The sequence below is a fragment of the Sphingomonas sp. ERG5 genome (genome assembly GCF_000803065.1).
In the GTDB taxonomy this organism is placed as follows: domain Bacteria; phylum Pseudomonadota; class Alphaproteobacteria; order Sphingomonadales; family Sphingomonadaceae; genus Sphingomonas.
The window spans coordinates 51,224-77,198 of the sequence record NZ_JSXI01000024.1 but is presented as its reverse complement, the minus strand read 5'-3'; the positions used below and the strand labels follow the sequence as shown (position 1 = coordinate 77,198).

The following is a 25,975-nucleotide window of genomic DNA, read 5'->3' as shown; positions in this document are numbered from 1 at the left end:
GCGCAGTGCAATGCCGTCGATTCAATGCCGCCAGGCGAATCGTTAGGACCATCAACGGCGAGGATACTGTCCCCGCCGCCCGCTCTTTCACATGACCAGCATCAACACTTGCCTTCCAGCTGGGCGATGAGCGTCAGGGCTGGGTGTCCCGAGGATAATCCGCCTTCAGGAAGAACAGGCCATCGGGCGGCGCATTCAGGCCCAGCGCCGCTCGATCCTTCGCCTCGAGCGCTGCGCTCATATCGTCGGCGCTCCATTTCCCCTGGCCGACCAGCGCTAGGCAGCCGACCATCGATCGAACCTGATGATGCAGGAACGACCGTGCCGAGGCTCTTACGAGGATCCGCTCGCCCTCGCGCACAACATCGAGGCGGTCGAGCGTGCGCACCGGGCTGTCGGCCTGGCAATGCGCCGAGCGAAACGTGGTGAAGTCATGACGTCCGACCAGGCGCGCCGCGCCCTCGGCCATGGCGCCGGCATCAAGGTCGATCGGCACGCGCCAGGCGAGGCCGCGCTCGACGGTCAGCGGCGCACGGCGCGTGACGATGCGATATTCATAGTGCCGCGCCAGGCAGGAAAAGCGTGCGTGCCAGTCGTCCGCCACGATCTCGCACGCCAGGATCGCCACCGGGTCGGGGCGCAGTTTCGCGTTGATCGCTTCCATCAGCCGGAATGGCGTGATCGTCCGCGTGACGTCGACATGCGCACGCATGCCCAATCCATGAACCCCGGCATCGGTGCGCCCCGCCGCATGGACTGCGACCGCCTCGCCAGTGATCGCCAGCACCGCTGCCTCGATCGCGGCCTGCAGGCTTGGGCCATGATTCTGCCGCTGCCAGCCCATGAACGGCCGGCCGTCGAACTCCACCGTCAGCGCGAAGCGCGTCACGTCAGCACCGTTCCGGCGGGGATGGCGAAGCCGCGCAGCAGTTCGGCTGACGTCATGACGCCACGACCGGCGCGTTGCAGCAGGGTCGGGCGAATGACCTCATCGCCGCATTGGATGGTCAGCAGCTCATCCAGAACCGTTCCCGGGGCTTTGGGCTTGTCGCTGCGCGGGAGTATTTCCGCCGCCAGGATGCGGACCCGTTCCCCGCTGATCTCGAACCAGGCGCCGGGCGGGTTGAAGCCTCGCACCTGCCGCTCGACGGCCCCGGCGGGTTGCAAAAAGTCCAGCCGGCTCTCGGCCTTGTCGATCTTCGCCGCATAGGTGACGCCATCATCGGGTTGCGGCTCGGCCGGATAGGCGTCGAGCGTGGCCAGCGTCGTCACCATCAGCCGCGCACCCATCGCGCTCAGTGCGTCGGTCAGTTCGCCCGCCGTCCTGGCGCCGATTGGGGTTGCTTCACGCAGCAGGACCGGCCCGGTATCGAGCCCGGCCTCCATCTGCATGATGCACACCCCGGTTTCGGCATCGCCGGCCAGGATTGCGCGTTGGATCGGCGCCGCGCCGCGCCATCGTGGCAGGAGCGAGGCATGCACGTTCAGGCATCCCTGTCGTGGCGCATCGAGCACCGAACGCGGCAGGATCAGGCCATAGGCCGCGACCACCGCGATATCGGCCCCGAAGGCAGCGAATTCGGCCTGGGCCTCGGCATCGCGCAGCGACACCGGCGTTCGCACGGCAACGCTCAAGGCTTCGGCGCGCGCCTGGACCGGGGAGGGGGTTAGCGCCTTGCCACGCCCCGCCCGACGCGGCGGCTGGCTATAAACCGCCGCCACATCGTGACCCGCATCGACCAGCGCCTGTAGTATCGGCACCGAGAATTCCGGTGTGCCCATGAAGATGATCCGCATGGATCATGCTCTGACCGCTTGCCGGAGGGCAGCGCAACCCCCTATCTGTTCCTGATGGCCTCTCCCGAGATCGAAGCCCTGACACAGGCACTGGCGCGGCTCCCCGGTCTGGGGCCGCGTTCGGCGCGTCGCGCGGTGCTGCACTTGCTCAAGAAGCGCCAGACCGCGCTCGGGCCATTGCTGATTGCTCTGAGTGCGGTCGAGGAAAATCTCGCAACCTGTTCGATCTGCGGCAATATTGATACAACAAACCCATGCGGCGTCTGTGCTGATCCACGGCGCGATTCTCGCGCCCTGTGCGTCGTCGAGGAAGTGGCCGATCTCTGGGCGCTTGATCGTTCGCGCCTGTTCCCGGGTCGTTTCCATGTGCTGGGCGGGCGACTCTCGGCGCTCGAGGGCATTCGCCCCGAGGATCTGGCGATCGATTCGCTGGTGCGCCGGATCGAAATCGGCGGCGTGGATGAAGTGGTTCTGGCCATGAACGCCACGCTCGAGGGGCAGACCACCGCGCATTATATCGCCGAGCGGATCGAGCGTTTTCCGATCCGCATCACGCAACTTGCGCACGGGCTGCCGGTTGGCGGCGAACTCGACTATCTCGACGAGGGAACGTTGGCCCAGGCACTGAGAGCGAGACGACCTGTCGCTTGACGTCAGGCTCGCGCTTTCCTAGCTCGCGGCTATGGCTATTCTGGAAATCCTCGAAGTACCGCATCCCGGCCTGCGTGCCGTCGCGAAGCCCGTCGCAACCGTGGACGATTCGATCCGCGCGATCGTCTCCGACATGTTCGACACGATGTATGATGCCCGCGGCATCGGCCTCGCCGCGACTCAGGTCGCGATCGAGCAGCGCATCGTCGTGATCGACCTGCAGGAGCCGGAAAGCGATGAGAAGGACGCCAAGCCGGTCCGCGCGCCGCATGTCTTCATCAACCCGGAGATCGTCTCGGTCAGCGACGATTATGCCTCCTACACCGAAGGCTGCCTGTCGATCCCCGACCAATATGCCGAGGTCGAGCGCCCCGCGCGCTGTGTGATCAAGTGGCTCGATGGCGACGGCAAGGCGCATGAGCAGGAATTCGACGGCCTGATGGCGACGGCGATCCAGCATGAGATCGATCATCTCAACGGCGTGCTGTTCATCGACCATATCTCGCGCCTAAAGCGCGACATGGTGCTCAAGAAGCTGGCCAAGGCGCGCAAGGCGGCGTGATTTTTCTCGGCAGGGAGCAGGCGTGATGCATGTGTTCCTGCTCTGGCATTCACGCGGCCTGGATAACGGGAATACCGATGATAAGCTCATCGGTGTCTATCATAGCGCGGAGAAGGCCGAAGAAGCGAAGCAACGCAAGCTGCAGTTCGCCGGATTCCGCGATGCGCCTGATGGTTTCGTGATCGATCAATATGAGATTGATCGCGACGCATGGTCGGAAGGTTTCGGGGTTGATTGACGTGCGTTACGACGCCTTCAGAACAGCCCCTCGATCTCTCCGTCCTTGCCGAACCGGATCGACTCCGCTGCCGGCACGCGCGGCAAGCCCGGCATGGTCATGATCTCACCGCAGATCGCCACGACGAACCCGGCGCCCGCCGACAGCCGTACTTCGCGCACCGGCACGACATGCCCGGTCGGTGCGCCGAGCTTCGCCGGATCGGTCGAAAAGCTGTACTGGGTCTTCGCCATGCACACGGGCAGGGTGCCGAACCCGGCATCTTCCCAGCGCTTCAGCTGCGCATGCACGCCAGGGTCGGCAATGGCCTCTTCCGCACGGTAGATGCGCGTGGCGACGGTGTTGATCTTGTCGAACAGCGACAGGCCGTCATCGTAAAGCGGCGCGAATTGGGGCGTCGCATGGTCGCACAATTCGGTGATCTTCTCCGCCAGCGTCTCGGCACCCGCACCGCCATCGGCCCAATGCGTGCACAGGATCGCTTCGGACCCTTGCGCTGCGGCAATCTCGCGGATCACCTCGAGCTCAGCCTCGGTATCGGTCGAGAATTTGTTGATCGCGACGATCGCCGGCACGCCGAATTGCCGCACATTCTCGATGTGCCGCGCCAGATTGACGCCGCCGCGCCGCACCGCTTCGGGATCGGCCGCGCCGAGATCGGCCTTGGCCACGCCGCCATTCATCTTCAGCGCGCGCACCGTCGCCACGATCACCGCTGCCGAGGGCTTCAGTCCCGACTGGCGGCATTTGATGTCGAAGAATTTCTCCGCACCCAGATCCGCGCCGAACCCCGCTTCGGTCACCACATAATCGCCGAGCCCGAGCGCCGCGCGCGTCGCGATCACCGAATTGCAGCCATGCGCGATGTTCGCGAACGGCCCGCCATGAACGAATGCCGGATTGCCCTCCAGCGTCTGCACCAGGTTGGGCTTCACCGCCTGCGCCAGCAGCACCGCCATCGCGCCATCGGCCTTCAGGTCGCGCGCGGTGACGGGCTGCTTGCCGCGCGTATAGGCGACCACGATCCGTCCCAGCCGTGCTTCGAGATCTTCCAGATCGCTCGCCAGGCACAAGATCGCCATCACTTCCGACGCGACCGTGATGTCGAAGCCGCTTTCGCGCGGATAGCCATTGGCCGGGCCGCCGAGCGATTGAGCGATATCGCGCAGCGCCCGGTCGTTCATGTCGAGCACGCGGCGCCAGACGATCCGTCGCACATCGATATCGAGCGCATTGCCCCAATGGACGTGGTTGTCGATCATCGCCGCGAGCAGATTGTGCGCCGAGGTGATGGCGTGGAAATCTCCGGTGAAATGGAGATTGATGTCCTCCATCGGCACGACCTGCGCATAACCGCCGCCGGCTGCGCCGCCCTTGGTGCCGAAACATGGCCCGAGCGACGGTTCGCGCAGGCACAGCACCGCTTTCTTGCCGATCCGGTTGAGCGCATCGGCCAGCCCGACCGAGGTGGTCGACTTGCCTTCACCCGCCGGTGTCGGGTTGATCGCGGTGACCAGGATCAGCTTACCCTGTTTTCCCGTCGCCGGGACGCGGGACAGGTCGATCTTCGCTTTGAAATGGCCGTAAGGTTCGACCGCCTGGGGAGGGATCGATAGCTTGGCGGCAATCTCACTGATCGGTTGCAAGGTCGCGGCGCGGGAGATCTCGATGTCGGTCTGCATGCCGGCTGTCCTAGCCAAGGGCTGGCGCAACACAATCCTCCGCGCTAGAGTTCCTGCAATGTTCCATCGAGATTTTCAATGACTGGCCTGATTGTTCCACTGCTGCTCATCGCCGTCCTGCTGATAGGCCTAGGCCTTGGCTGGTTTTTCGGCGGGAAGGGCAGTGCGGAGGCCCGCGCCGAACGTGATGCGCGCACCGAAGAGTATAAGCGCGCCCTCATCGATCTGTCGTCGGCCGAAGAGCGGGCGAGGGCGGCAGCGCAGCTTGCCGAGACGTTGGAGATCATTCGCGACGAGCGCGACATGGCCCGTACCGATCTTGCCACGCTGAAGGCGCAGGCCGGCGCCTTCGAGGCGCGCCTGACGGAATTGCGCGAGGCCAAGGACTTGATGGCGGCGCAGTTTGCCGAGGTTTCGAACAAATTGCTGGCCGAGGCGCAGGAGACGTTTCTCACCCGCGCCGATGCGCGTTTCAAACAGTCCGAGGAAACCGCCGGCCAGAACCTCAAATCGATGCTCCAGCCGGTCAGCGATCGCTTGCTGAAATATGAGGAGACCGTCTCCAAGGTCGAATCCGAACGCAAAGGCGCCTTCGATCAGCTCAAGGGCCAGCTCGAGGGGTTGCGCGTCGGGCAGGAGAAAGTCAGCAGCGAGGCCGCCAAGCTGGTCAATTCGTTGCGCAATGCACCCAAATCGCGCGGGCGCTGGGGTGAGCAGCAATTGAAGAATGTGCTCGAAACCTGCGGCTTGTCCGAACATACCGACTTCCAGACCGAGGTCAGTATTTCGGGCGGCGACGAAGGCGGACGGTTGCGTCCCGATGCGATCGTTACCGTGCCGGGCGGGCGCAGTCTGGTGATCGATGCCAAGGTCTCGCTCAACGCCTACCAGGACGCGTTCGGTGCGGTCGACGAAGAAGAACGGGCACGCGGCCTGGTGCTCCATGCCGCGTCGATGAAGGCCCATATCAACGGGCTGGGCAACAAAGCCTATTGGAGCCAGTTCGCCGACGCCCCCGACTATGTCATCATGTTCGTCCCCGGCGAGCATTTCCTGTCGGCGGCACTCGAACAGGAGCCGACCTTGTGGGACTTCGCGTTCGAAAAACGCGTGCTGCTCGCCACGCCGACCAACCTCATCGCCATTGCCCGCACCGTGTCTGCGGTGTGGCGTCAGGAGCGTCTCGCCAAGGAAGCGCGTCAGATCGGTGAACTGGGCAAGGAGCTGTACGACCGCCTCGCCAAGGCGGCGGGCGATTTGCGCAAGGTCGGTGGTGGCCTGACTTCGGCCGTCAATAATTACAATGCCTTCGTGTCGAGTTTTGAAAGCCGAACGCTGGTTACCGCGCGCAAGTTGAAGGACCTGAATATCGAGCCCGGCGCGCGCGAGATTGAGGACGTCCCACCGGTCGAAGCATTGGCGCGCTATGGCGAAGCGCCGGCGTTGCTGGAAAATGAGGTGGATCAGGCTGCGGAGTGAATCGCGGCCTGGCGCAAGACTTTACACCGACTATCGACTTGCTATCCCGATCGGATGGCCAAGCTTCTCGTCCCGGGCGATCCCGCACCCTGGTTTCATGCCGCGGCGCTGGACGGCAATCCAAGGTTCGCGTTCGATACCGTTGCCGGCCGGTCGGTCGTCATGCTGTTTCTCGGCGGCGCCGAATGGCCGGCTAGCCGGGAGGCATTGCAGTTGGTTGAACGCCACCGGCATCTGTTCGATGACGAGAAAGCATGCTTTTTCGGGGTGTCGATCGATCCGGCTGACGTGAAGCAAAAGCGCATCGAACCGTCGCTGCCGGGCATCCGCTGGTTCCTCGATCACGATCGTGCGGTGTCCGGCAAATATGGCGCAGTCGAGGAAGAAGGCACGTCCCGGCGCTATCGCCCGCACTGGCTCCTGCTCGACCCCATGCTGCGCGTCGTCCGGCACGCCGACATTGGGGCTGGTGAGGAGATCATGACTGCCCTGGCTTCACTCAAGGCCGATCCTGAGGACACCACAGCGCCGGTGTTGATCGCGCCGCATATTCTCGAACCAGCGCTATGTCGTCACCTTATCGAGCTGTACGAACGGCAGGGCGGCGAAGATTCGGGTTTCATGCGCGAAGAAAATGGCATGACCGTGCTGAAGGTCGATCATAGCCACAAGCGCCGATCGGACTGCATGATCGAGGACGAGCAACTGATTGCGGCGTTGCGTGCGCGGCTCAATCGTTTCCTGCGGCCGATGATCCATCGCGCCTTTCAGTTCGATGCGACGCGGATCGAGCGCTGGATCGTCGCCTGTTATGATGGCGACAATGGTGGCGGTCATTTCCGCGCGCACCGCGACAACACCACCAAGGGCACCGCGCACCGCAAGTTCGCCTGCACGATCAACCTCAATGCCGAGGATTATGATGGTGGCGACCTGCGTTTTCCCGAATTCGGCCGACGTACCTATCGCGCGCCCACCGGGGGCGCGGCGGTCTTCTCCTGCTCGTTATTGCATGAGGCAACGCCCGTGACGCGCGGTAAGCGCTACGCGTTCCTGCCGTTCCTGTACGACGATGCCGGTGCGGCGTTGCGCGAACAGAATCTGCGCTTTCTGGCGCCGGAATTGAGCAGTTACCGTGTCGGCTCACCTGAAGGCGTCACCGCGTCGTCCCAAGCTTAGCGGCGCCTGGGGAACGCGGGCGACAAGACCAGCTTCGCTCGTTCGCGACCGACCAGGACCAGCTTGCCGTTCAAGTTCGAGCTCACGCTAAGCCGCTGCCCAAGCACGCCAAGAATCGCCTGTTCCTGCGCCATCGCCGGTCCGGGGCAGCCCATGCGCGTCGATGCCAACGGGCCGGTCGCGAGGAAACCACGCTCGAAACGGAAAATGCCGTTGAAATTGTTGCAGCCGGTGCTGCCGCTGATCCGGCCGCCGCCGAAGGTGACAGAGGCGGATTTCGGTCCCCGGGTCGGTCGGTCGTTCACGCTTTCGATCCGCCATGCGCCGTCGATCGCCGCCGCCGGAGCGGGCGCCGATGCGACGATCGGGTCGCCGCCGCAGCCGCTGACCGTGCGACCATCGATCGCGACCGTCACCTTGTCGGGAAATTCCCGGTCGCTCATGCCGTCATTACAGCGCACGCGGGTAATATCGACGGTGATGCGCGGCGTCACATAGCGCAAGCCATTGAAGCTCGGCCGCGGCACCGGGGCCGGGGTCGTCACTTTGGTCCGTCCATAATCGCCGATATAGCGGATCAGGCTGTTATCGATCGTCAGCGCCCAGCCCGGTTCAGTGCCGACGGCCCTGTACGATGGCGTGTCGCGTTGCGGCGCGGCAACAGCGGTGCCGGGGAGCAGCAGGGCAAGGACAGTGAGCGTGGGGACGAACTTCATGTCGGGTCTCCTTGAAGCATCACGATTATGGTCGCGCGGCTGAACCGATCGTTACGCAAGCGTTCAGCCGGGCGTCAGCCGCGCTGCTGCGCCAATACCTCATAGGCCATCACCGCCGTCGCTACCGCTGCGTTGAGGCTGTCGGCCCTACCCAGCATCGGGATCTTGACCAGCAAGTCGCACTCGGCGGCATAATTGGCCGGCATGCCTTGCGCTTCATTGCCGGTGAGCAGGAAAGTCGGCGACGCATAGCGCGCGGCGCGATAGTCGCTCTCGGCATCGAGGCTCAGGCCGACAAGCTGACCGGGACCGCCGCGCAGCCAGGGCACGAACTCGGACCATTCCGCTTGCACGACGGGCACGGTGAACAAAGCGCCCATGCTGGCGCGCACCGCCTCGACCGAAAAGGGATCGACGCTTTCCCCGATCAGGATCAACCCGCCGGCCCCGACCGCGTCGCCGGTGCGCAGGATGGTGCCGAGATTGCCCGGATCGCGCAGCCGTTCCGCGACCAGCCAGATATCGGCTTTGCTCCGGTCCAGTGTCTCCAGCGATCTGGGGAAATCGTCATACACGCCGACCACCGCTTGCGGATTATCCTTGCCCGACAGCTTGGACAGAATGTCGGGCGTAGTTTGAATCGACTCGCCGCCCGCTTCCTCGACGTCGATCGACAATGCATGGACCAATGGATGGTCCGCACTGGCAGCGGCATAGAACAGCGTGCGGGGCAGCCGCCCGGTATCGCGCGCTTCAGTCAGGATGCGCAGCCCTTCCGCAAGGAACTGGCGCTGTTCACGGCGATGGCGCTTGTCGCGCAATTCGCGCACCCGCTTGATCAGCGGGTTGGAAAAGGCGGTAATTTCGCGTGGCACGGGCGATCAATCCTCGCCGAACTTGGCTTCCACCAACTCGCACAATGCGCCGACGGCTGCTTCGGCGCCATCGCCATCGGCGCTGATCGTGATCGAATCACCCATTGCCGCGCCAAGCATCATCAGGCCCATGATCGAGGTGCCGGTAACGCTGCCCGCGCCATCCTTCTCGACCGACAGTTCGACCGGTTGAGTCGAGGCGAGAGTGACGAATTTGGCGCTGGCGCGTGCGTGAAGTCCACGCTTGTTGGTGATCAGGACCGTTCGTTGCACCGGCATCAGGCAGCGGCCTCGCCCAGGACTTCGGAGGCTACGGTGATGTATTTGCGCCCCGCCTCGCGCGCGGCGGCAACGGCGTCAACGACCTTCATCCGGGTCCGTGCCGAAGCAAGGCGGATCAGCATCGGGAGATTGATCCCGGCAATCACTTCGACCCGGCCCTTTTCCATCAGCGAGATCGCGAGGTTGGAGGGCGTGCCGCCGAACAAATCGGTAAGCAGGATGACGCCATGCCCGGCATCGACCTGAGCGATTGCGTTAGCGATATCACTGCGCCGCGCTTCCATGTCGTCATCGGGACCGATCGCGATGGTCGCGATACGATCCTGCTTGCCCACGACATGTTCCATCGCGGTCACGAATTCATCGGCGAGGCGCCCATGCGTCACCAGAACCAGACCGATCATTGCAAAACAGTTCCACTTCCAGGCCCATCCGCCGGGGCACCCTCCAGCGAGTCCTGGGGCGCCGCGGCAAGATCGCGGTGAGTGACCGTGGGCGAAAATCCTTCGTCGCGCAACCGTGCGGCTACCCGTTCCGTGACATGCACCGAGCGATGTCTCCCGCCGGTACAGCCAAATGCGATCGTTACATAGGACTTCCCCTCGGCACGGTAGCGGGGCAGCAGCAGCAACAGCAGCGATTCGATTTGCGCCAGCGCTGCGTCATAGGCCGGGTCGCCCGCGACATAAGCGCCGACATCGGCGTCGAGGCCCGTTCCCGGCCGCAGCGCTTCGACCCAATGTGGATTGCGCAGGAAGCGCATGTCGAACACCAGATCGGCATTGCGTGGCACGCCACGCGCGAAACCGAACGACATCACCGATAGCGTCGGCGCGCCGAGCTTCTCGTCCGAGAAGGTCTCGCGGACTTGCTGCGCCAGCTCGTTGCCGGTCATGCTGGTCGTGTCGATCAATCGGTTCGCGCCGCGCCGCAGCGGGGCAAGCAGTTCCCGTTCGCGCGCAATGCCATCACTCGCCGGCCGATCGAGCGCCAGCGGATGCCGCCGCCGCGTCTCCGAATAGCGCCGCTCCAGCTCGCCGCCGGCGCAATCGAGGAACAGAATGCCGATGTTATGGCCATAATCCTCGCGCAGCTGCTTGATGCGCTTCACGACGCTGTCAGGGTCGAAATCGCGCGTGCGTGCACCGATGCCGAGCGCCAGCGGCTGCGACATGCTTTCCGCCCCTTCGGGCAGCGGTGCCGAGAGCAGCCGGTCGAGCAGCAGCAGTGGAAGGTTGTCGACCACTTCCCAGCCAAGATCCTCGAGTGTGCGCAACACGGTCGATTTGCCCGCGCCCGACATGCCCGTGACGAGCAGGATATTCTTGGGTTCGCGGATCATGCCGGGGCTGCGATCCGCTTCAGCGCCAGCTCGACCTTGATCGGCGCGGAATTTTCATGCGCGTCGAGTGACACTTCGGAGACTGCGATCCCGGCGATCTTCCGCTCGCTCCTGTCGAGCGGCATGCGGTCGAAGCCATCCGTCAGGCGTACCAGTAGTGCGACCGGCACACGCTCGACATGCGGCATCGGCACAATGCCGAGACCGCGAATCTCGATTTTGCCCGCGATCGTCATGGGGGCGGTTGCGAGCAGCGTGTCGCCGCTGCGGATCAGGATCGTATAGTCGTCGCTGACCAGCACCGCGCCGCGATCGATCAGGCGCAACGCCAGATCCGACTTGCCCGCGCCCGACGGCCCCTCGATCAACACGGCCCGGCCATCGATCGCCACCGTCGAAACGTGCAGCGTCTCGGTCGAGACGCTGACGGTCTTTGGTGTCATTTTCGGCTCGCGACTCATCTGCGATCCTTGAGTGGTAATGTCACCACAAAACGTGCCCCGCTCAATCGGTCCTCGCGCGATTCGACCACGATCGACCCCTGATGCCCTTCGACGATGGTCCGCGCAATGGCGAGGCCTAAGCCCGAATGCTTACCGAATTCCTCGCTTTCGGGGCGCAGCGACTGAAACCGGCTGAATACCTGCTCGCGCGCTTCCTCCGGCACGCCGGGACCTTCATCCTCGACCTTGATGATCAGTTCGTCCTGATCGCGCAACGCGGCGAGAGTGATCAGCCCGCCATCGGGCGAGAAGGACACGGCATTGTCGATCAGATTCTCGAACACGCGCTCCAGCCGCGTCCCTTCGCCCATCACGATCAGCCGGTCGCTCGGACGGTGATCGAAGCGCAACCGGATGCCGCGTTCGGTACCGCGATCGTCGCGCTGGGCGAGCAGACCGTCGAGCATCGCGCCGATATCGACCGGCTCGAACTTGGCCCGGCTGAGTTGCGCATCGAGTCGCGACGCCTCCGATATGTCAGTGATCAGCCGGTCCATGCGATGGACATCGTCGCGCACAATGGCGAGCAGCCGTTCCTGCAATTCGGGATCGCGCACCAGCGACAGCCCCTCGACTGCGGAGCGCAGCGAGGCGAGGGGGTTCTTCATCTCATGCGCGACATCGGCGGCGAACGCCTCGGTCGCATCGATCCGCGCGCGCAACGCGAGGCTCATGTCGGACAAAGCGCGCGCCAGCATGCCGACTTCGTCGCGCCGCGTCGGCAAGCGCGGCACCACCACTTCGCGCGCGCGGCCGAGCCGGACCCGCACCGCCGCCCTGGCAAGACGGCGCAGCGGCCGCACGATCGTGCGCGCGAGGAACAATGACAACAGGATCGACACGATCGCGACGATCAGCAGCACGACACTCAACCGGAAGCGCTCGACCCGTACCGTCTGCGTGATGTCGGTCGCATTCATCGTCGTCATCACCACGCCCTGGACACCCTTGAGCCCGGAAATGGCGGCGGCGGCGGTAATCACCGGCGTTCGGTCGGGCGCGCGCCACACGGTCGCCGGCGCCGTTTCAGTATTGCGCGCGGTGCGCACGTCGGGCCAGTCGAGCCCGGCGATACGTTCGCGATAAAGCGGGGCGCGCGGCGTGCCGACCACGGTGTCGATCATCGCGTCGAGGAAGCGCGCCGCGCCCTGACCCCAATCCTGCTTGTCGGGGTCCTGCAGCACGACGTTACGCAGGCCGAGCGCGCGCGTGTCGCTGATCAGCGTCCCCGCCTCGTCATAAAGCCGCAGCCGCGCGCCGGTATCGCGCGCGAGGCGCAACGCCAGCGCGTCGCGTCGCGCTGGCTGGACCGAGCGCATCGCTTCGGCGATCAGCCGCACCTCGCGGCTCGCCTGCGCCACACGGCTGTCGACGATCCGGCTGCGATAGGAATCGAGATAGAAAAACCCGCCCGCGAGCAGCGCCAGCGCGAAGATGTTGACGAACAGGATCCGCGGCGTGAGCGAAACACGGCCGGACCAGCGAAGCGTCAGCTCGCCGTCATCAACCTCCCGCTTCATTCCTCGGAGAAGCGATATCCGGCGCCATACAGCGTTTCGATGGCATCGAATTCGGGGTCGATCTGCCGGAACTTGCGCCGTACCCGCTTGATATGGCTGTCGATGGTGCGGTCATCGACATAGATATCGTCCTGATAGGCGGCATCCATCAACTGGTTGCGCGTCTTCACGATGCCCGGCCGCTGCGCCAACGTCTCGAGGATCAGGAATTCGGTCACGGTCAGCGTGACGTTCTTCCCGCCCCAGGTGACGCGGTGCCGCGCGGTATCCATGGTCAGCCGTCCGCGCTCCAGTTCGCCCGCCGCCGTCTCCTCGTCGCCCGCGGGCCCGGCCTGGGCCAGTTCGGTGCGGCGCAGGATCGCCCGGATGCGCGCGATCAGCAGGCGTTGCGAAAAGGGCTTGGCGATATAATCATCCGCACCCATCGCAAGGCCGAGCGCCTCGTCGAGCTCATCATCCTTTGAGGTCAGGAAGATGACCGGCGTCGCCTGCTTCTCGCGCAGCCGCCGCAGCAGCTCCAGCCCGTCCATCCGCGGCATCTTGATATCGAAGATCGCCAGGTCGGGCGGATTCTCGATCAGCGCTTTCAGCGCGGTTTCGCCATCCGAATAGACGCGCGTGACAAAGCCCTCGGCCTGCAGCGCGATCGACACGGACGTCAGGATATTGCGGTCGTCATCGACTAGCGCGATCGTCGCCGTCATTCGGGACCCTCATTATTTGTTACGGATGAGGTAGTGCAAAGCCGGGGTCGGCTCAACCGGCTTGTCCGGTGCGTGGTGGTTTGCCGGGCGGCGGGCCGCTGTTTTACCGGAATAAAAAAGCCACCGCTGTTATCCTGGATCCCCTGTGCGAATTTGTGGCGGTATTTCAGCAATATATGGCCCATCGCCGCGATTATGGAACAAGGGCGATTAACAGGGGCGGAATGAGCTGGAAGAGAAGTGAGCAATTAACCAATTGACTATGGGTAGTATTTTCTCCGGCCTGCTCAATGCGGTCCGTCGCTTGGCAGCGAGGACACCAGCCAAATGCGTCACTCCCTTGCACGGGAGATATGTTACAATAGGGTGTAACATATCTCCCCAACTCGTCACCCGCTTATCTCGCGGGGCTTGATTCAACCGCTGTTAAACTCCGCTATCGCAGCAGCTATGGAAACGCGCCTTTCAGACTGTAAGCCCGTTCATGTCCGTCAGGAACCGCGACAGGGCGTGATTGCTATCGCCCTCCTTGCGGTTGCGGGCGGAGTCGCTCTTCAATGCTGCGGAAAGGAGGATGCCGTATCGACGATTTCGCGAAGAACATCACCGTCGCGACGCCGCGCCGGCACCCAGCGATTGACCGGCGCCAGCATCGCCGCCGCGAGCGGATCGGCCGGCCGCGTACCGGCTTCGGCATAATGATAGACCATCGCCGAACGGCGGTAATCGGCGATATTGTCGGTCGAGCGGTGCATCAGATAGCTATGAAAAAAGAGCACGTCGCCCGGCTCCATCAGTGCCGGTTCGTCCGCCGACGTGTCCTGCGAGACGATTTCCAGATAGCCTTGCAACGTCTCCGGGCGTTGATCAGGGACATGCTCATGGATGATGTTCGCGCGGTGTGAGCCGGGCAGCACCCAGAGGCAGCCATTCTCGATCGTCGCGGCGCTGAGCGCGACCCAGACGCCGATCTGCGGCTGGCGGTCGTAGCGGAAATAATAGCCGTCCTGGTGCCAGGGCTGACCGATCACGCCGGGATTCTTGAAGATGAACTGGCTCTGGAAACAATCCACATCGGGGCCAAGCAGATCGGCCAACCGGTCGGTGATCGCGGGGTCGACCGCCAGTTCATGCGCCGTGCCGACCGCGTGGCAGTTGAACACCTTGGCAATGTAATCCTCCGGATTGCGCGCAATCGGGCTTGGTGCGGTCTCGGGATAGATCAGCAGGTCCTGCTCGGTGACATAGACCCGCTCGCCGGGATGCGCTGCGGGGGGATCGGCGGCGATCGCCGCGATCGTCTCCGCCTCGATCTGTGCGACACGGTCCTTCGCGATCAGTCCCCGCTCGAAGAAATATCCCTTCTCGGTCCATGATCGAGTCGATGCCTCGGTCAGCATAATCCTCTCCGTTTTGATTTTTTTGTGTTATTTAATTCTAAATATATCTATTTGCGGATAAATCCAGACCGCAATCGGTCGGCAATGAGAGGATAGGGTATTCGACGTCCGGCGCGCGCGCGTGGTTCCGGCGCAGGTGGAGTGCGTCCTGCGGCCCAATGTTTGACGCTCCGGCGTGGCGGCGATATGCGCCCAATCATCACATTGGTATGCGGCAACGCCCGCACAGCATTATTCGGAGAGACACCCGTGAGCGATCGCATTCCCGACGCCGGCCTTGAAGCGCAGGGCATCGAGACCCGCGCCAATCTGCACTGGAACCTTGTCACCGCCCGCCTGATCCAGGCCGCCATCTCGCGCGGCGAAGGCAAATTGTCCGCTGATGGCCCGCTGGTGGTCGAAACCGGCGCGCATACCGGCCGCTCGGCGCAGGACAAGTTCATCGTCCGCGATGCCGAAACCGAAAACACCGTGTGGTGGGGCAAGAGCAACAAGGCGATGAGCCCTGAGCATTTCGCCGCGCTCAAGACCGATTTCCTCGCCGCGCTGAAGAGCAAGGAAGATCTGTTCATTCAGGACCTGTTCGGCGGGTCGCAGCCCGAGCACCGCGTCAATGTGCGCGTCGTGACTGAGCTTGCCTGGCACAACAGCTTCATCCGCACGATGCTGGTCCGCCCGGAAGAAAGCCAGTTGCGCGGCTTCGTCGCCGATTACACCATCATCGACCTACCGAGCTTCGTTGCCGACCCGGCCAAGCATGGCTGCCGCAGCGAGACGGTGATCGCGGTCAATTTCACCGAGAAGCTGATTCTGATCGGCGGCACCAAATATGCCGGCGAAATGAAGAAGTCGGTATTCGGACTGCTCAACTACCTGTTGCCGCCGACCGGCGTGATGCCGATGCATTGCTCCGCCAATATGGGCCCGAACGGTGACACCGCGGTGTTCTTCGGCCTGTCGGGTACCGGCAAGACGACGCTCAGCGCCGATGCCAGCCGCACGCTGATCGGCGATGACGAACATGGCTGGTCGGACACCGCTGTGTTCAATTTCGAGGGCGGTTGCTACGCCAAGATGATCCGCCTGTCGGCTGATGCCGAGCCGGAGATCTTCGCCACGACCAAGCGTTTCGGCACGATCCTGGAAAATGTCGTGATGGACCAGGTCACGCGCGTGCTCGATCTCGACGACGACCGTCTCGCGGAGAACAGCCGCGGCGCTTATCCGATCGACTTCATTCCGAACGCGTCGGAAAAGAATATGGGGCCGGTGCCGCGCAACATCATTTTCCTGACTGCGGACGCCTATGGCATCCTGCCGCCGATCTCGAAGCTGACCCCGGACCAGGCAATGTATCATTTCCTGTCGGGCTATACCGCGCGCGTCGCGGGCACCGAGATTGGTGTTACCGAGCCGAGCGCGACCTTCTCGACCTGCTTCGGTGCGCCTTTCATGCCGCGCCACCCGTCGGTCTATGGCAATTTGCTCAAGGAACGAATCGCCAAGGGCGGGGTCGATTGCTGGCTGGTCAATACCGGCTGGACCGGTGGCAAATATGGCGTCGGCAAGCGCATGCCGATCAAGGCGACCCGTGCATTGCTTAACGCAGCACTCGACGGCAGCCTGAACGATGCCGAGTTCCGCACTGATCCGAATTTCGGCTTCAAGGTGCCGGTTGCGGTGGCGGGCGTCGACAGCGCGATCCTCGATCCGCGCGAAACATGGTCGAACAAGGCCGATTATGACGCCACGGCGGCCAGGCTGGTCGACCAGTTCGTCGAGAATTTCGCCCAATTCGCGGACCATGTCGATGAGGGCGTGCGACAATCGGCGCCCGCTGCGCGCACCACTCAAACCGTCTGAAACGCCCGGTCATCGATCGGGCACGAGAGAAAGCCCGATCGATGACCGACCTGCCATTTCGCCCCTTTGCCGATGACGCCGCGATCCGCCGGATCGGGGAGGGGTTGCTCGCGTGCACATTACCCAAGGCCGAATGGACGCATGAGGCGCATCTCGGTGCGACCCTGTGGCTGGTCCGCGACCGGCCCGATATTGATGTGGATGCGCGGATCGCCGGGATCATCTCCGCCTATAACGAGAGCGCCGGCGGGGTGAACGACGACACCCAGGGTTATCACGACACGATCACGCGCTGTTTCATCGCCGGGATCAGACTGCATCTCGCTGGCCAGGCCATTGGCCAACCGCTCGTCGATACGGTCAATGCGCTGCTTGCATCGCCAATCGGGCGGCGCGACTGGCCGCTGCGCTTCTATAGCAGGGAGCGCCTGTTCTCGGTCGCGGCGCGGCGCGGATATGTTCCGCCGGACCTGGCTCCGCTGCCCGCCGATTGAGCGAGACAGCATCCGGATCGGCGCTTAGGTTGAGCGCCGGGTTTGAGGAGTGCAACAGATGAACATCATGGACATCATCAACCAGGCTGGCGGTATCAGCGCCATTTCCAGTCAACTCGGCATCGACGAAGGCACGGCCCAAGCCGGTGCGGCCGCACTGTTGCCGGCGATCCTCGGTGGCATGAAAGGGCAGGCGCAACAGCATCCCGACGGGCTGTCGGGGCTGGCGGGCATTCTCGGCAGTCTGGGCGGCGGCGGACTGCTCGCCAATATCCTCGCGCCCGGCGCCAGCGATGTCGATGCCGGCAATAATGTGCTGGGGCAGATTTTCGGATCGAAGGACGTCAGTCGAACCGTGGCCGATCACGCTGCCGCGCAAAGCGGCGTTTCGTCCGATCTGCTCAGGAAGATGCTGCCGCTGCTGGCGATGGCGGTCGCGGGCTATCTGGCGAAACAGGCAGGCGGGGCGCAGCCGGGAAGTGCAGACGCGGGTCAGCAAAGCGGCCTTGGTGGTATGCTGGGCGGCCTGGTGGGATCGATCCTCGGCGGCGGTCAGCAGGCGGCGGCGCAACCAGCACCAGCGGCGGGAGGGCTTGGCGGTCTCGGCGCACTGGGCTCGCTGATCGACATGAACCATGATGGCAACCCGCTCGACGACATCCTGGGCATGGCGGGCAAGCTCGCCGGGCGTTGAGCCGGGCTGGCTTGCCCGCCATGCTAAGGATTCGCTCGTGCGTGCGGCCGGTTCGGCTTAGCGTGTGGAGCCGCTTACGGCATTTTCCGAGTCGAAGGGAAAGATCATGGGATTGCTCGATGGACTGCTTGGCCAAGTTGCCGGCAATGTCGATATCAAGAACCTTGCCGAAAAGGTCGGCCTGACGCCGGAACAGGCGGAGAGTGCGGTCACCGCTTTGGGTCAGGCACACCCTGAACCAGGTGATACTGTCGAGACCGCCGCTTCGGCGACCGGCATCGCGCCCGACATTCTGCAGCAGATCGTCGGCCATATCGGTGGTGAAGGATCGCTCGCCCAGTTTGCCGGCCTGCTCGGCGCTGCTGGCGGCGGTGACGGCATCATGGGCAAGGTCGGCGGACTGCTTGACCGCGATGGGGACGGCAATCCGCTCAACGACATCGCCGGTCTGGCCGGCGGCCTGTTCGGCAAGAAATGACTGGTGGCCCCCGGCGCAAGTCGGGGGCTGTCAGGCGGTGGGAAGGGCTATCGCCTCAACCACCAGCACGCCGCTTTCAACCGCAACCACGCGCATCCGTGCGCCGGCCGGAGCATCCGGACCGCGCGCCGGCCAGCTGCCGTCGCCCTGTCTGACCCGGCCAACGTTCGAATCGATCGCTTGCTCGACCGTGACGATCTCGCCGATCAGCCGTGCGCCGCGGTCATTGAGCATCGGGTCGCTCGAAGCGACCGGATAGTCACGATACCAGCGTCTCCCGATCATCACCGCGACGCCGCTCCAGATCGCGAATGACGCGAACTGCACCGCCGCCGGCAATTCCGGGAGCGCCAATGTCGCCAAGCCGGTGATCGCAGCGGCAATCGCGATAAAGACGAGGAACACTCCGGGGAGAATCAACTCCGTCACGCCGAGCACCAGCGCAGCGATCAGCCAGAATGCCCCAGCGCTCATCCCATCGATCGTCACTGGTCGCCCCGTGTGACGGGGACGCGCGGGCGGGAAGCGGCCGCGGGCGGTGTTGCAGGGCGATCAGCCAGTGCCTCACGCGCAATCTCGCCAATGCCGCCAAGCGTACCGATCAACTGTGTCGCCTCGACCGGGAACAGGATCGTCTTGGCATTGGGCGAAGTCGCGAACTTGCCGACCGCTTCGACATATTTCTGCGCGATGAAATAATTAATCGCCTGCGGGCTGCCCTGTTCGATCGCAACCGAGACGAGCTTGGTCGCCGTCGCTTCGGCCTCGGCGGCACGTTCACGCGCTTCGGCGTCGCGAAACGCGGCTTCGCGCCGGCCTTCCGCCTCAAGGATCTTCGACTGTTTCTGCCCTTCTGCGCGCAGGATTTCGGAAGCGCGCGAGCCTTCGGCCTCGAGGATGTTGGCGCGCTTCTCACGCTCGGCCTTCATCTGCCGACCCATCGCGTTGACGATGTCGGCGGGCGGGCGGATGTCCTTCACTTCGACGCGGGTGATCTTCACGCCCCAGGCGGTCGTCGCATGATCCACCACCGAGAGCAGGCGGGCATTGATCTCGTCGCGCTTCGACAGCGTCTCGTCCAGATCCATCGAGCCCATCACGGTGCGCAAATTGGTCGTGGTCAGCTGCAGGATCGCGACATAGAGTTCGGACACTTCATAGGCGGCCTTGGCCGCGTCGAGCACCTGGAAGAACACCACGCCATCGACCGCGACCATCGCGTTATCTTTGGTAATGATCTCCTGACCCGGGATGTCGATCACTTGCTCCATCATGTTGATACGGCGGCCGACGCGATAGAAAAAGGCGGGGTAGAAATTGAACCCTGGCCGCGCGGTGGTGGTGAAACGGCCGAAATGTTCGATCGTATATTGATAGCCCTGGCGGACGATCTTGATGCTCGTGAAGAGGTATAGCAGCACCAGTGCCAGCACGAGAACGCCTGCGGTCAATTCCATGATGTCGCCCTCTTCCAATCGATCGCACCAGATTTAGCACATCGATCGGGCAAGAACAGCCAAATGCGGTGCCGCGGACCCTAGCGCTTCCCGGCACCTTTGGTTACATGAGCCGCCACGATTCTCCCCCGCGCAGGAACTGGCACCCCATGGAAATCCGCCTCGGCCTCACCTTCGACGATGTTCTCCTCTATCCGGCGGAGTCTGACATCGTTCCCAGCCAGGCCAATACGGCAACGCAATTGACGCGCGGCATCAAGCTCGACATCCCGATCCTGTCCTCGGCGATGGACACGGTGACTGAGGCCGACATGGCGATCGTCATGGCGCAGCTTGGCGGTATCGGCGTGCTTCACCGCAATATGGAGATCGACGAACAGGTCGCCGCGGTGCGCCAGGTGAAGCGCTTCGAGTCCGGCATGGTGGTCAACCCGATCACCATCGCGCCGGACGCCACGCTGGCCGAGGCGCAGGCATTGATGACGCGCAACCGCATCAGCGGCATTCCGGTGGTCGAGAAGGATGGCAAGCTGGTCGGCATCCTGACCAACCGCGACGTGCGCTTCGCGGGCAACCCGCATCAGCCGGTCGCCGAACTGATGACGCACGAAAATCTGGCCACTGTGTCGAGCGGCGTGTCGCAGGATGAGGCTCGCCGCCTGCTGCACCAGCGCCGCATCGAAAAACTGCTGGTGGTCGATGAGAGCTATCGTTGCGTCGGCCTGATCACCGTCAAGGACATGGAAAAGGCCGTCAATTATCCGAACGCGACCAAGGACGCCGCTGGTCGCCTGCGCGTCGCCGCCGCGACGACGGTTGGTGACAAGGGGTTTGAGCGGACCCAGGCGCTCGTCGATGCCGAACTCGACCTGATCGTGATCGACACTGCGCACGGTCATAACAGCGACGTTGCCCGTGCCGTGGAGCGGGTGAAGAAGCTGAGCAATTCGGTGCAGGTCATCGCCGGCAATGTCGCCACGGCGGAAGCCGCGCGCGCGCTGATCGGTGCCGGTGCGGACGGGATCAAGGTCGGCATCGGGCCGGGCTCGATCTGCACCACGCGCGTCGTCGCCGGCGTCGGCGTGCCGCAACTTACCGCAGTGATGGAATGCGCCGCCGAGGGCCATAAGAGCGGCGTACCGATCATTGCCGATGGCGGTATCCGCACCTCGGGCGACATTGCCAAGGCATTGGCCGGCGGCGCGTCGAGTGTGATGATCGGGTCGCTGCTGGCCGGGACCGAGGAAGCGCCAGGCGAAACCTTCCTGTATCAGGGCCGTGCATACAAATCCTATCGCGGCATGGGCTCGGTCGGCGCGATGGGCCGTGGTTCCGCCGATCGCTATTTCCAGGGCGATATCAAGGACCAGCTCAAGCTGGTGCCCGAGGGAATCGAGGGGCAGGTCGCCTTCAAAGGCCCAGCGCGTGACGTGATCCATCAACTTGTCGGCGGTGTGAAGGCGGCAATGGGCTATACCGGCTCGGCAACGATCGAAGAGCTGCAGAAACGCGCGAGATTCGTGCAGATCACTGGGGCCGGGCTGATGGAAAGCCATGTCCATGACGTGACGATCACGCGCGAGGCACCGAATTATCCGACGCGATAGCGAGCCGATAAAAACAACCGCGAGTTTCTTCTGCGTCGCCCGGACTTGTTCCGGGGTCCGCCCTGCCGCAAGAGCAACGCTTATTGCCTAAGCGGCACAGTGGATGTCGGAACAAGTCCGGCACGACGAAGTCTGGAACATTGAATGACCCCATCTGCCCGGATCCAGGCCGCGATCGACTTGCTCGACGCCATCGCCACCGCCGCACGTGATCAGGGTGCCGCCGCCGACACGCTGATCGCGCGCTATTTCGCCGAGCGCCGATACGCCGGTAGCAAGGACCGGCGTGCGGTGCGGGAGTTGGTCTATTCGGCGATCCGCCAACTTGGCGATCGTCCAAAATCTGGCCGCGCCGCCATGCTCGCTTTGGCGCAGGCGGAGCCGGACATCGCTGCATTGTTCGACGGCTCAACGCATGGTCCCGCGGCGATCGGCGCGAATGAGGTCGCTGCGAAATCAGGTGCCGCACCCGACTGGATCGTTGCGAAGCTGCTCGACTCTGGCATCGGTGAAGACGAGCTTCCCGCGCTGATCGATCGTGCACCGCTCGATATTCGCATCAATCGGCTCAAGGCCGCACCAGAACCGATCGAGGGTGCCGAGCCGATTGCCAGCCTTCCTGATGCACTCAGGTTGCCGTCAGGGACTAATGTCGAGGCGCTGGACGCCGCGAGGGACGGTGCGATCGAAGTACAGGATGCCGGTAGTCAGATCGTTGCCATGGCCGCCAGGGCTGGACCTGACATGCGCATCGTGGATCTGTGCGCCGGCGCCGGCGGCAAGACGCTCGCACTGGCGGCTGCGATGGACAATCGCGGCGCGCTGCTTGCCACCGATACCGATCGCAACCGCCTGTCACGCCTCGCGCCTCGCGCGGCAAGGGCAGGGGCGACGATCGTCGAGACGCGCCTGTTGAACCCGGCACGCGAAGCCGAGGCACTGGCGGATTGGCAGGACACCGCCGATTGCGTGCTGATCGACGCCCCCTGTTCGGGTACCGGCACATGGCGGCGCAATCCCGAAGCGCGCTGGCGGCTGACCCCAGATCGGATCGAGCGGCTGGTCGCAACCCAGGCGCATGTGCTAGAAATCGGCGCAGCGCTGGTCAAGCCGGGTGGCGCGCTGGTGTATATCGTCTGTTCGCTGCTCGACGATGAAGGGGCAGGGCAGGTCGCGCGTTTCCTGGCCGATCGCCCTGAATGGAGCGCCGACATGCTCGACCTGCCCGCTGGCAGGTCGCATGGTCCCGGCATTCGCCTGACGCCCGCGCATGACGATACCGACGGGTTTTTTGTCGCAAGACTGAAACGGCCATGCTAGCCGAGTGATCGTGTCAAAACCCGTTCTGTCCTTGTTGGAGAGCATCATGCGTTATTCGTCCGTCGCCGCCGCAGCAGCACTGACGCTGCTCACGGTCTCGACCGCGCTTCACGGTCAGCGCCCGGACGACCAGATCGATCCGCGGTCGATGGCGTTGCTCGCGCAAGGCAAGGCGGCACAGGCGGCGGGTAATCTCGACGGGGCGACGGACGCGCTGGAAACGGCGCTGGTGGTCGATCCACGTAACCGCGCCGCGTTCATCACGCTTGGCGATGTGGCCCAGGCACGCGGCCTACCCGGCAAGGCGATCCGCCTGTACCGTGAAGCGCTGCTGCTCGAACCCAATGATCGTCTCGCGCTACAGGGTCAGGGCGAAGCGCTGGTTGCCAAGGGGGCGGTGATCCAGGCCAAGGCCAACCTCGGCAAGATCAAGACCTTGTGCGGCAAGGCCGCTTGCCCCGAGGCCGTAACACTGGCGGCGGCGATCGCCAAAGGGCCGCCGATCGTCACGGCAGCAGCGCAGACCAAAGTGCCGGAGAAGCCCCCGATCGCAAAGGAATAGCATTCGGCATAGGGCGCTCACGGCCCTTGGTCGCGCGCGCGATTTGCTCAGGTGTTGACGCTATAGAGCGGTCGAAACGAAAGCTCTTGCGCGCTCGCTCAGCGCGCAGCCTTTGCTCGCGAGGATGTCTAATGCCTTCCGGGCATTTTCCCCGTTCCCGGTATTCCCGGCGAAGTTTCGTACCGAATCATGGAATTCGAGGATGATGTTGACGGTGCCGATCGCCGTGCGCAGGTCGACATTGCAGATATCCGTATAGGGCCGGCGTTTCAGGCGGATAACGCGGTATTCAAAGTCTGCCTGATGCAGGACCAGCAAAGGCGCGAGGTTGGAATCGGTCATCGAGATCCAGGGGATGCCTTTCCATCCGCCAAACGCAGCAACGAGCGGTATCTCCACGCTGCCGCCAGGGCGAAGGATCACGGGTGATCGCGCACGCCGTATCTTCCCGCGTATCAGAAAAAAGGCGAGCACAGCGAACTGGCCGACAAAGAGCAGGGTCAGCAAAATGATCGCGACAGTCGAAACCTCGGTAATTGCGCTTACCCCTTATACGTTATCCTGCACTTCCGAGCCGCGCTCCAATATCTACAATTACGGGATTTGGGAGATGACTGATTTTGTTTGTACAACAAATCATGTTCGATGAGCGAAGCATACACCGCGCGTTATCGTACTTTCCTGTCTCTCGGTCGCCGGAGAGGGAGTGTGATTCGACCTTGGAGGTTCAAATTCGCTAGGCGCCCATCACTCGCGCCACTTCGGTGAACTCCGCGACGCTGACGGTCTCCGCTCGGCGCGTCACTTCGATCCCGACCTGCTCCAGCGCCGCCAGCGCGCCGGGCACGCCTTTCACACTCTGGCGCAGCATCTTGCGCCGCTGCCCGAAGGCAGCCCCGGTCAAGCGTTCCAGGGTTGCGAAATTGACGTCTTCGGGTGCCGCTGCGGGCACGATATGCACCACCGCCGACATCACTTTGGGCGGCGGAGTGAAGGCAGAACGATGTACTGGCATCGCCAGCTTCGCGTTGCTGCGCCACTGCGCCAGCACCGCGAGACGGCCATAAGCATCGTCATCGGTGCCGGCGACGATGCGGTCGGCGACTTCTTTTTGGAACATCAGGGTCAGGCTCGCCCACCAGGGCAGCCAGTCGGCCGAGAGCCAACGCACCAGCAACGCCGTGCCAATATTATAGGGCAAGTTGGAGACGATATGCGGCTTCCCCTCAAACAAGGCGGCCGCGTCAATCTCCAGTGCATCTTCTTCGATCACACGCAGCTTGCCGGGAAAGGCGTCGCCCAGTTCGGCCAATGCTGGGATGCAGCGCCGGTCGCGTTCGACCGCCGTCACCCGCGCCCCGGCCTGAAGCAAGGCACGCGTCAGCCCGCCAGGCCCGGGACCGACCTCGAACACTTCGGCATCCTGTAAATCGCCCGGCACGCGTGCGATCCGCGCGAGCAATTGCCCGTCGAGCAGGAAATTCTGCCCCAGTGCCTTGCTCGCGGTCAGCCCATGGCGCGCGATGACCTCGCGCAGTGGTGGCAATTGCGGCAACGAGGAAGGGGTCACGCGTCCGCGGCGGCGCGGCGCGCGGTAGCATCTCCGGCCATCTTGATCGCGGCGATCATCGCGCCCGGCTCGGCCTTGTCCTGACCGGCGATACCGAACGCGGTGCCGTGATCGGGCGAAGTGCGCACAATCGGCAAGCCAAGCGTGATGTTGACGCCTTCGTCGAAATGCAGCGTCTTAAGCGGCACCAGTGCCTGATCATGATAGCAGCAGATCGCGGCGTCATAGGTGACGCGGGCGCGGTCGTGGAACATCGTGTCGGCTGCGAACGGCCCGGTCGCATCTATACCTTCGTCGCGCAGGATCTCGATGGCCGGGATGATGAAGTCGATCTCTTCGCGCCCGATCGCGCCGCCTTCGCCGGCATGCGGATTGAACCCGGCAAAGGCGAGGCGAGGCGCGGCGATGCCAAAATTGCGCTGCAGACCGCGGGCGGTCGCGCGACCCTTGGCGACAATCAGTTCGACAGACAGCATCGCCGATACCTTGTCGAGCGCGACATGCGTCGTCACCGGCACCACGCGAAGCGTCGGCCCGGCGAGCATCATCACGGCATTCTCGCCCGAAATGCCGCAACGTTCGGCGATGAATTCGGTCTGGCCCGGATAGCTGAAACCGATCTGATACAGCTGTGCTTTCGAGACCGGACCGGTGATCAGCGCCCGTGCGGCATCCGACCGTGCCAAACCCGCTGCCATCTCAAGCGAATGGAGCGCGCAGCGTGCGCCATCGACATCAGGCCGGCCGGGGGTGATGTCGCCGCCATCCTCGACATTCAGGACGGGCAAGGCGGTAGCAAAGGCCTGGTTGGCCTCGGCCGGGTCGCTGATCCGCGCAATCGGGCCCTGCCAGACAGCGGCAATGGCGCGCGCATCGCCGACCGCGAAGAACGGCATCAGTACATGCGCTTCACGCTTGATCCACGCCTTGGCGATGACCTCGGGCCCGATCCCGGCGGGGTCGCCCATCGAAACGGCAAGCGGCAGGGTCATCGGACGTC

Annotated in this window: 29 protein-coding genes; 12 read left to right on the top strand and 17 right to left on the bottom strand. The window is 63.7% G+C overall.

Going from position 1 to position 25,975, the window contains the following annotated elements; genetic code table 11:
• Nucleotides 1-133: 133 nt before the first annotated feature.
• A complete protein-coding gene (truA, locus tag OO12_RS08985; protein ID WP_034158329.1) occupies nt 134-889 on the bottom strand; it encodes a tRNA pseudouridine(38-40) synthase TruA in 756 nt (251 codons plus the stop codon).
• A complete protein-coding gene (gene fmt / locus OO12_RS08980; RefSeq protein ID WP_034158328.1) occupies nt 886-1,797 on the bottom strand; it encodes a methionyl-tRNA formyltransferase in 912 nt (303 codons plus the stop codon). Before fmt ends, truA begins: the two co-directional genes overlap by 4 nt.
• Before the next feature lie 54 nt (nt 1,798-1,851).
• Between fmt and recR the strand changes: the two genes are divergently transcribed.
• From recR to OO12_RS08965, 3 genes are read left to right on the top strand one after another with little or no spacing between them, the layout of a single operon-like run.
• Entirely contained in the window at nt 1,852-2,448 is a 597-nt protein-coding gene (recR, locus tag OO12_RS08975) for a recombination mediator RecR (protein ID WP_034158526.1), read from the top strand.
• A 31-nt stretch (nt 2,449-2,479) separates the two neighbouring features.
• Nucleotides 2,480-3,010, top strand: a complete 531-nt coding sequence (gene def, locus OO12_RS08970; protein WP_034158327.1) for a peptide deformylase — start codon at nt 2,480-2,482, stop codon at nt 3,008-3,010.
• A gap of 25 nt (nt 3,011-3,035) precedes the next feature.
• Nucleotides 3,036-3,248, top strand: coding sequence for a DUF7336 domain-containing protein (locus OO12_RS08965; protein WP_034158326.1), 213 nt, complete (start codon nt 3,036-3,038; stop codon nt 3,246-3,248).
• Nucleotides 3,249-3,265: 17 nt separating this feature from the next.
• On the opposite strand, the gene OO12_RS08960 is transcribed toward OO12_RS08965, so the two are convergent.
• The gene (locus OO12_RS08960) at nt 3,266-4,930 is read right to left on the bottom strand and encodes a formate--tetrahydrofolate ligase (RefSeq protein WP_034158325.1); all 1,665 of its coding nucleotides are present in this window, start codon (nt 4,928-4,930) and stop codon (nt 3,266-3,268) included.
• Nucleotides 4,931-5,008: 78 nt separating this feature from the next.
• On the opposite strand from OO12_RS08960, the gene OO12_RS08955 reads away from it, so the two are divergent.
• Both OO12_RS08955 and OO12_RS08950 read left to right on the top strand, forming a co-directional pair.
• Nucleotides 5,009-6,409 (top strand): DNA recombination protein RmuC, encoded by a 1,401-nt coding sequence (locus OO12_RS08955; RefSeq protein ID WP_034158324.1) that lies wholly within the window; start codon nt 5,009-5,011, stop codon nt 6,407-6,409.
• A gap of 54 nt (nt 6,410-6,463) precedes the next feature.
• Complete coding sequence (locus OO12_RS08950) at nt 6,464-7,588, top strand: 2OG-Fe(II) oxygenase (RefSeq protein ID WP_052215691.1); 1,125 nt, start codon at nt 6,464-6,466, stop codon at nt 7,586-7,588.
• On the opposite strand, the gene OO12_RS26805 is transcribed toward OO12_RS08950, so the two are convergent.
• From OO12_RS26805 to OO12_RS08905, 9 genes are all read right to left on the bottom strand, one after another.
• Nucleotides 7,585-8,304, bottom strand: a complete 720-nt coding sequence (locus OO12_RS26805; RefSeq protein WP_052215690.1) for an META domain-containing protein — start codon at nt 8,302-8,304, stop codon at nt 7,585-7,587. The two genes, OO12_RS08950 and OO12_RS26805, sit on opposite strands and share 4 nt — an antisense overlap.
• Nucleotides 8,305-8,378: 74 nt before the next feature.
• Nucleotides 8,379-9,179, bottom strand: coding sequence for a TrmH family RNA methyltransferase (locus OO12_RS08940; RefSeq protein WP_034158323.1), 801 nt, complete (start codon nt 9,177-9,179; stop codon nt 8,379-8,381).
• A 6-nt stretch (nt 9,180-9,185) separates the two neighbouring features.
• The gene (locus tag OO12_RS08935) at nt 9,186-9,458 is read right to left on the bottom strand and encodes an HPr family phosphocarrier protein (RefSeq protein WP_034158322.1); all 273 of its coding nucleotides are present in this window, start codon (nt 9,456-9,458) and stop codon (nt 9,186-9,188) included.
• On the bottom strand, nt 9,458-9,865 hold the full coding sequence (locus OO12_RS08930) for a PTS sugar transporter subunit IIA (protein ID WP_034158321.1): 408 nt from the start codon (nt 9,863-9,865) through the stop codon (nt 9,458-9,460). The genes OO12_RS08935 and OO12_RS08930 overlap by 1 nt, the downstream gene beginning before the upstream one ends.
• Entirely contained in the window at nt 9,862-10,803 is a 942-nt protein-coding gene (gene rapZ / locus OO12_RS08925; protein ID WP_034158320.1) for an RNase adapter RapZ, read from the bottom strand. Before rapZ ends, OO12_RS08930 begins: the two co-directional genes overlap by 4 nt.
• Nucleotides 10,800-11,246 (bottom strand): HPr kinase/phosphorylase, encoded by a 447-nt coding sequence (locus OO12_RS08920; RefSeq protein ID WP_034158523.1) that lies wholly within the window; start codon nt 11,244-11,246, stop codon nt 10,800-10,802. The genes rapZ and OO12_RS08920 overlap by 4 nt, the downstream gene beginning before the upstream one ends.
• Nucleotides 11,247-11,260: 14 nt before the next feature.
• On the bottom strand, nt 11,261-12,826 hold the full coding sequence (locus OO12_RS08915; protein WP_052215689.1) for an ATP-binding protein: 1,566 nt from the start codon (nt 12,824-12,826) through the stop codon (nt 11,261-11,263).
• Entirely contained in the window at nt 12,823-13,530 is a 708-nt protein-coding gene (locus OO12_RS08910) for a response regulator transcription factor (RefSeq protein WP_034158319.1), read from the bottom strand. Before OO12_RS08910 ends, OO12_RS08915 begins: the two co-directional genes overlap by 4 nt.
• 554 nt (nt 13,531-14,084) lie before the next feature.
• Nucleotides 14,085-14,930, bottom strand: a complete 846-nt coding sequence (locus tag OO12_RS08905; protein WP_052215688.1) for a phytanoyl-CoA dioxygenase family protein — start codon at nt 14,928-14,930, stop codon at nt 14,085-14,087.
• A gap of 249 nt (nt 14,931-15,179) precedes the next feature.
• Between OO12_RS08905 and OO12_RS08900 the strand changes: the two genes are divergently transcribed.
• From OO12_RS08900 to OO12_RS08885, 4 genes are all read left to right on the top strand, one after another.
• Complete coding sequence (locus tag OO12_RS08900; protein ID WP_034158318.1) at nt 15,180-16,793, top strand: phosphoenolpyruvate carboxykinase; 1,614 nt, start codon at nt 15,180-15,182, stop codon at nt 16,791-16,793.
• 41 nt (nt 16,794-16,834) lie between these two features.
• Nucleotides 16,835-17,287 (top strand): hypothetical protein, encoded by a 453-nt coding sequence (locus OO12_RS08895; RefSeq protein WP_052215687.1) that lies wholly within the window; start codon nt 16,835-16,837, stop codon nt 17,285-17,287.
• A gap of 58 nt (nt 17,288-17,345) precedes the next feature.
• Nucleotides 17,346-17,981, top strand: coding sequence for a DUF937 domain-containing protein (locus OO12_RS08890; protein ID WP_034158317.1), 636 nt, complete (start codon nt 17,346-17,348; stop codon nt 17,979-17,981).
• 106 nt (nt 17,982-18,087) lie between these two features.
• Nucleotides 18,088-18,459, top strand: coding sequence for a hypothetical protein (locus OO12_RS08885; RefSeq protein ID WP_034158316.1), 372 nt, complete (start codon nt 18,088-18,090; stop codon nt 18,457-18,459).
• A gap of 30 nt (nt 18,460-18,489) precedes the next feature.
• Here the strand turns inward: OO12_RS08885 and OO12_RS08880 are convergent, their stop codons facing one another.
• Both OO12_RS08880 and OO12_RS08875 read right to left on the bottom strand, forming a co-directional pair.
• A complete protein-coding gene (locus OO12_RS08880; protein WP_200887433.1) occupies nt 18,490-18,933 on the bottom strand; it encodes an NfeD family protein in 444 nt (147 codons plus the stop codon).
• A gap of 11 nt (nt 18,934-18,944) precedes the next feature.
• Nucleotides 18,945-19,916 (bottom strand): SPFH domain-containing protein, encoded by a 972-nt coding sequence (locus OO12_RS08875; protein ID WP_034158520.1) that lies wholly within the window; start codon nt 19,914-19,916, stop codon nt 18,945-18,947.
• A gap of 149 nt (nt 19,917-20,065) precedes the next feature.
• Here OO12_RS08875 and guaB point away from each other — a divergent pair, with 149 nt between their 5' ends.
• The 3 genes from guaB (at nt 20,066) to OO12_RS08860 (ending at nt 23,405) form a co-directional block, all read left to right on the top strand.
• Nucleotides 20,066-21,523, top strand: coding sequence for an IMP dehydrogenase (gene guaB / locus OO12_RS08870; RefSeq protein ID WP_034158314.1), 1,458 nt, complete (start codon nt 20,066-20,068; stop codon nt 21,521-21,523).
• A gap of 144 nt (nt 21,524-21,667) precedes the next feature.
• Nucleotides 21,668-22,843: an RsmB/NOP family class I SAM-dependent RNA methyltransferase gene (locus tag OO12_RS08865; RefSeq protein WP_034158313.1), complete on the top strand. Its 1,176-nt coding sequence runs from the start codon at nt 21,668-21,670 to the stop codon at nt 22,841-22,843.
• Nucleotides 22,844-22,889: 46 nt separating this feature from the next.
• A complete protein-coding gene (locus OO12_RS08860; RefSeq protein WP_034158312.1) occupies nt 22,890-23,405 on the top strand; it encodes a hypothetical protein in 516 nt (171 codons plus the stop codon).
• Nucleotides 23,406-23,465: 60 nt separating this feature from the next.
• On the opposite strand, the gene OO12_RS08855 is transcribed toward OO12_RS08860, so the two are convergent.
• The 3 genes from OO12_RS08855 to pdxA form a co-directional block, all read right to left on the bottom strand.
• Entirely contained in the window at nt 23,466-23,912 is a 447-nt protein-coding gene (locus OO12_RS08855) for a hypothetical protein (protein WP_200887425.1), read from the bottom strand.
• A gap of 229 nt (nt 23,913-24,141) precedes the next feature.
• Nucleotides 24,142-24,975 (bottom strand): 16S rRNA (adenine(1518)-N(6)/adenine(1519)-N(6))-dimethyltransferase RsmA, encoded by an 834-nt coding sequence (gene rsmA, locus OO12_RS08850; RefSeq protein WP_034158311.1) that lies wholly within the window; start codon nt 24,973-24,975, stop codon nt 24,142-24,144.
• Entirely contained in the window at nt 24,972-25,967 is a 996-nt protein-coding gene (pdxA, locus tag OO12_RS08845; RefSeq protein ID WP_082006430.1) for a 4-hydroxythreonine-4-phosphate dehydrogenase PdxA, read from the bottom strand. The genes rsmA and pdxA overlap by 4 nt, the downstream gene beginning before the upstream one ends.
• Nucleotides 25,968-25,975: the final 8 nt, after the last annotated feature.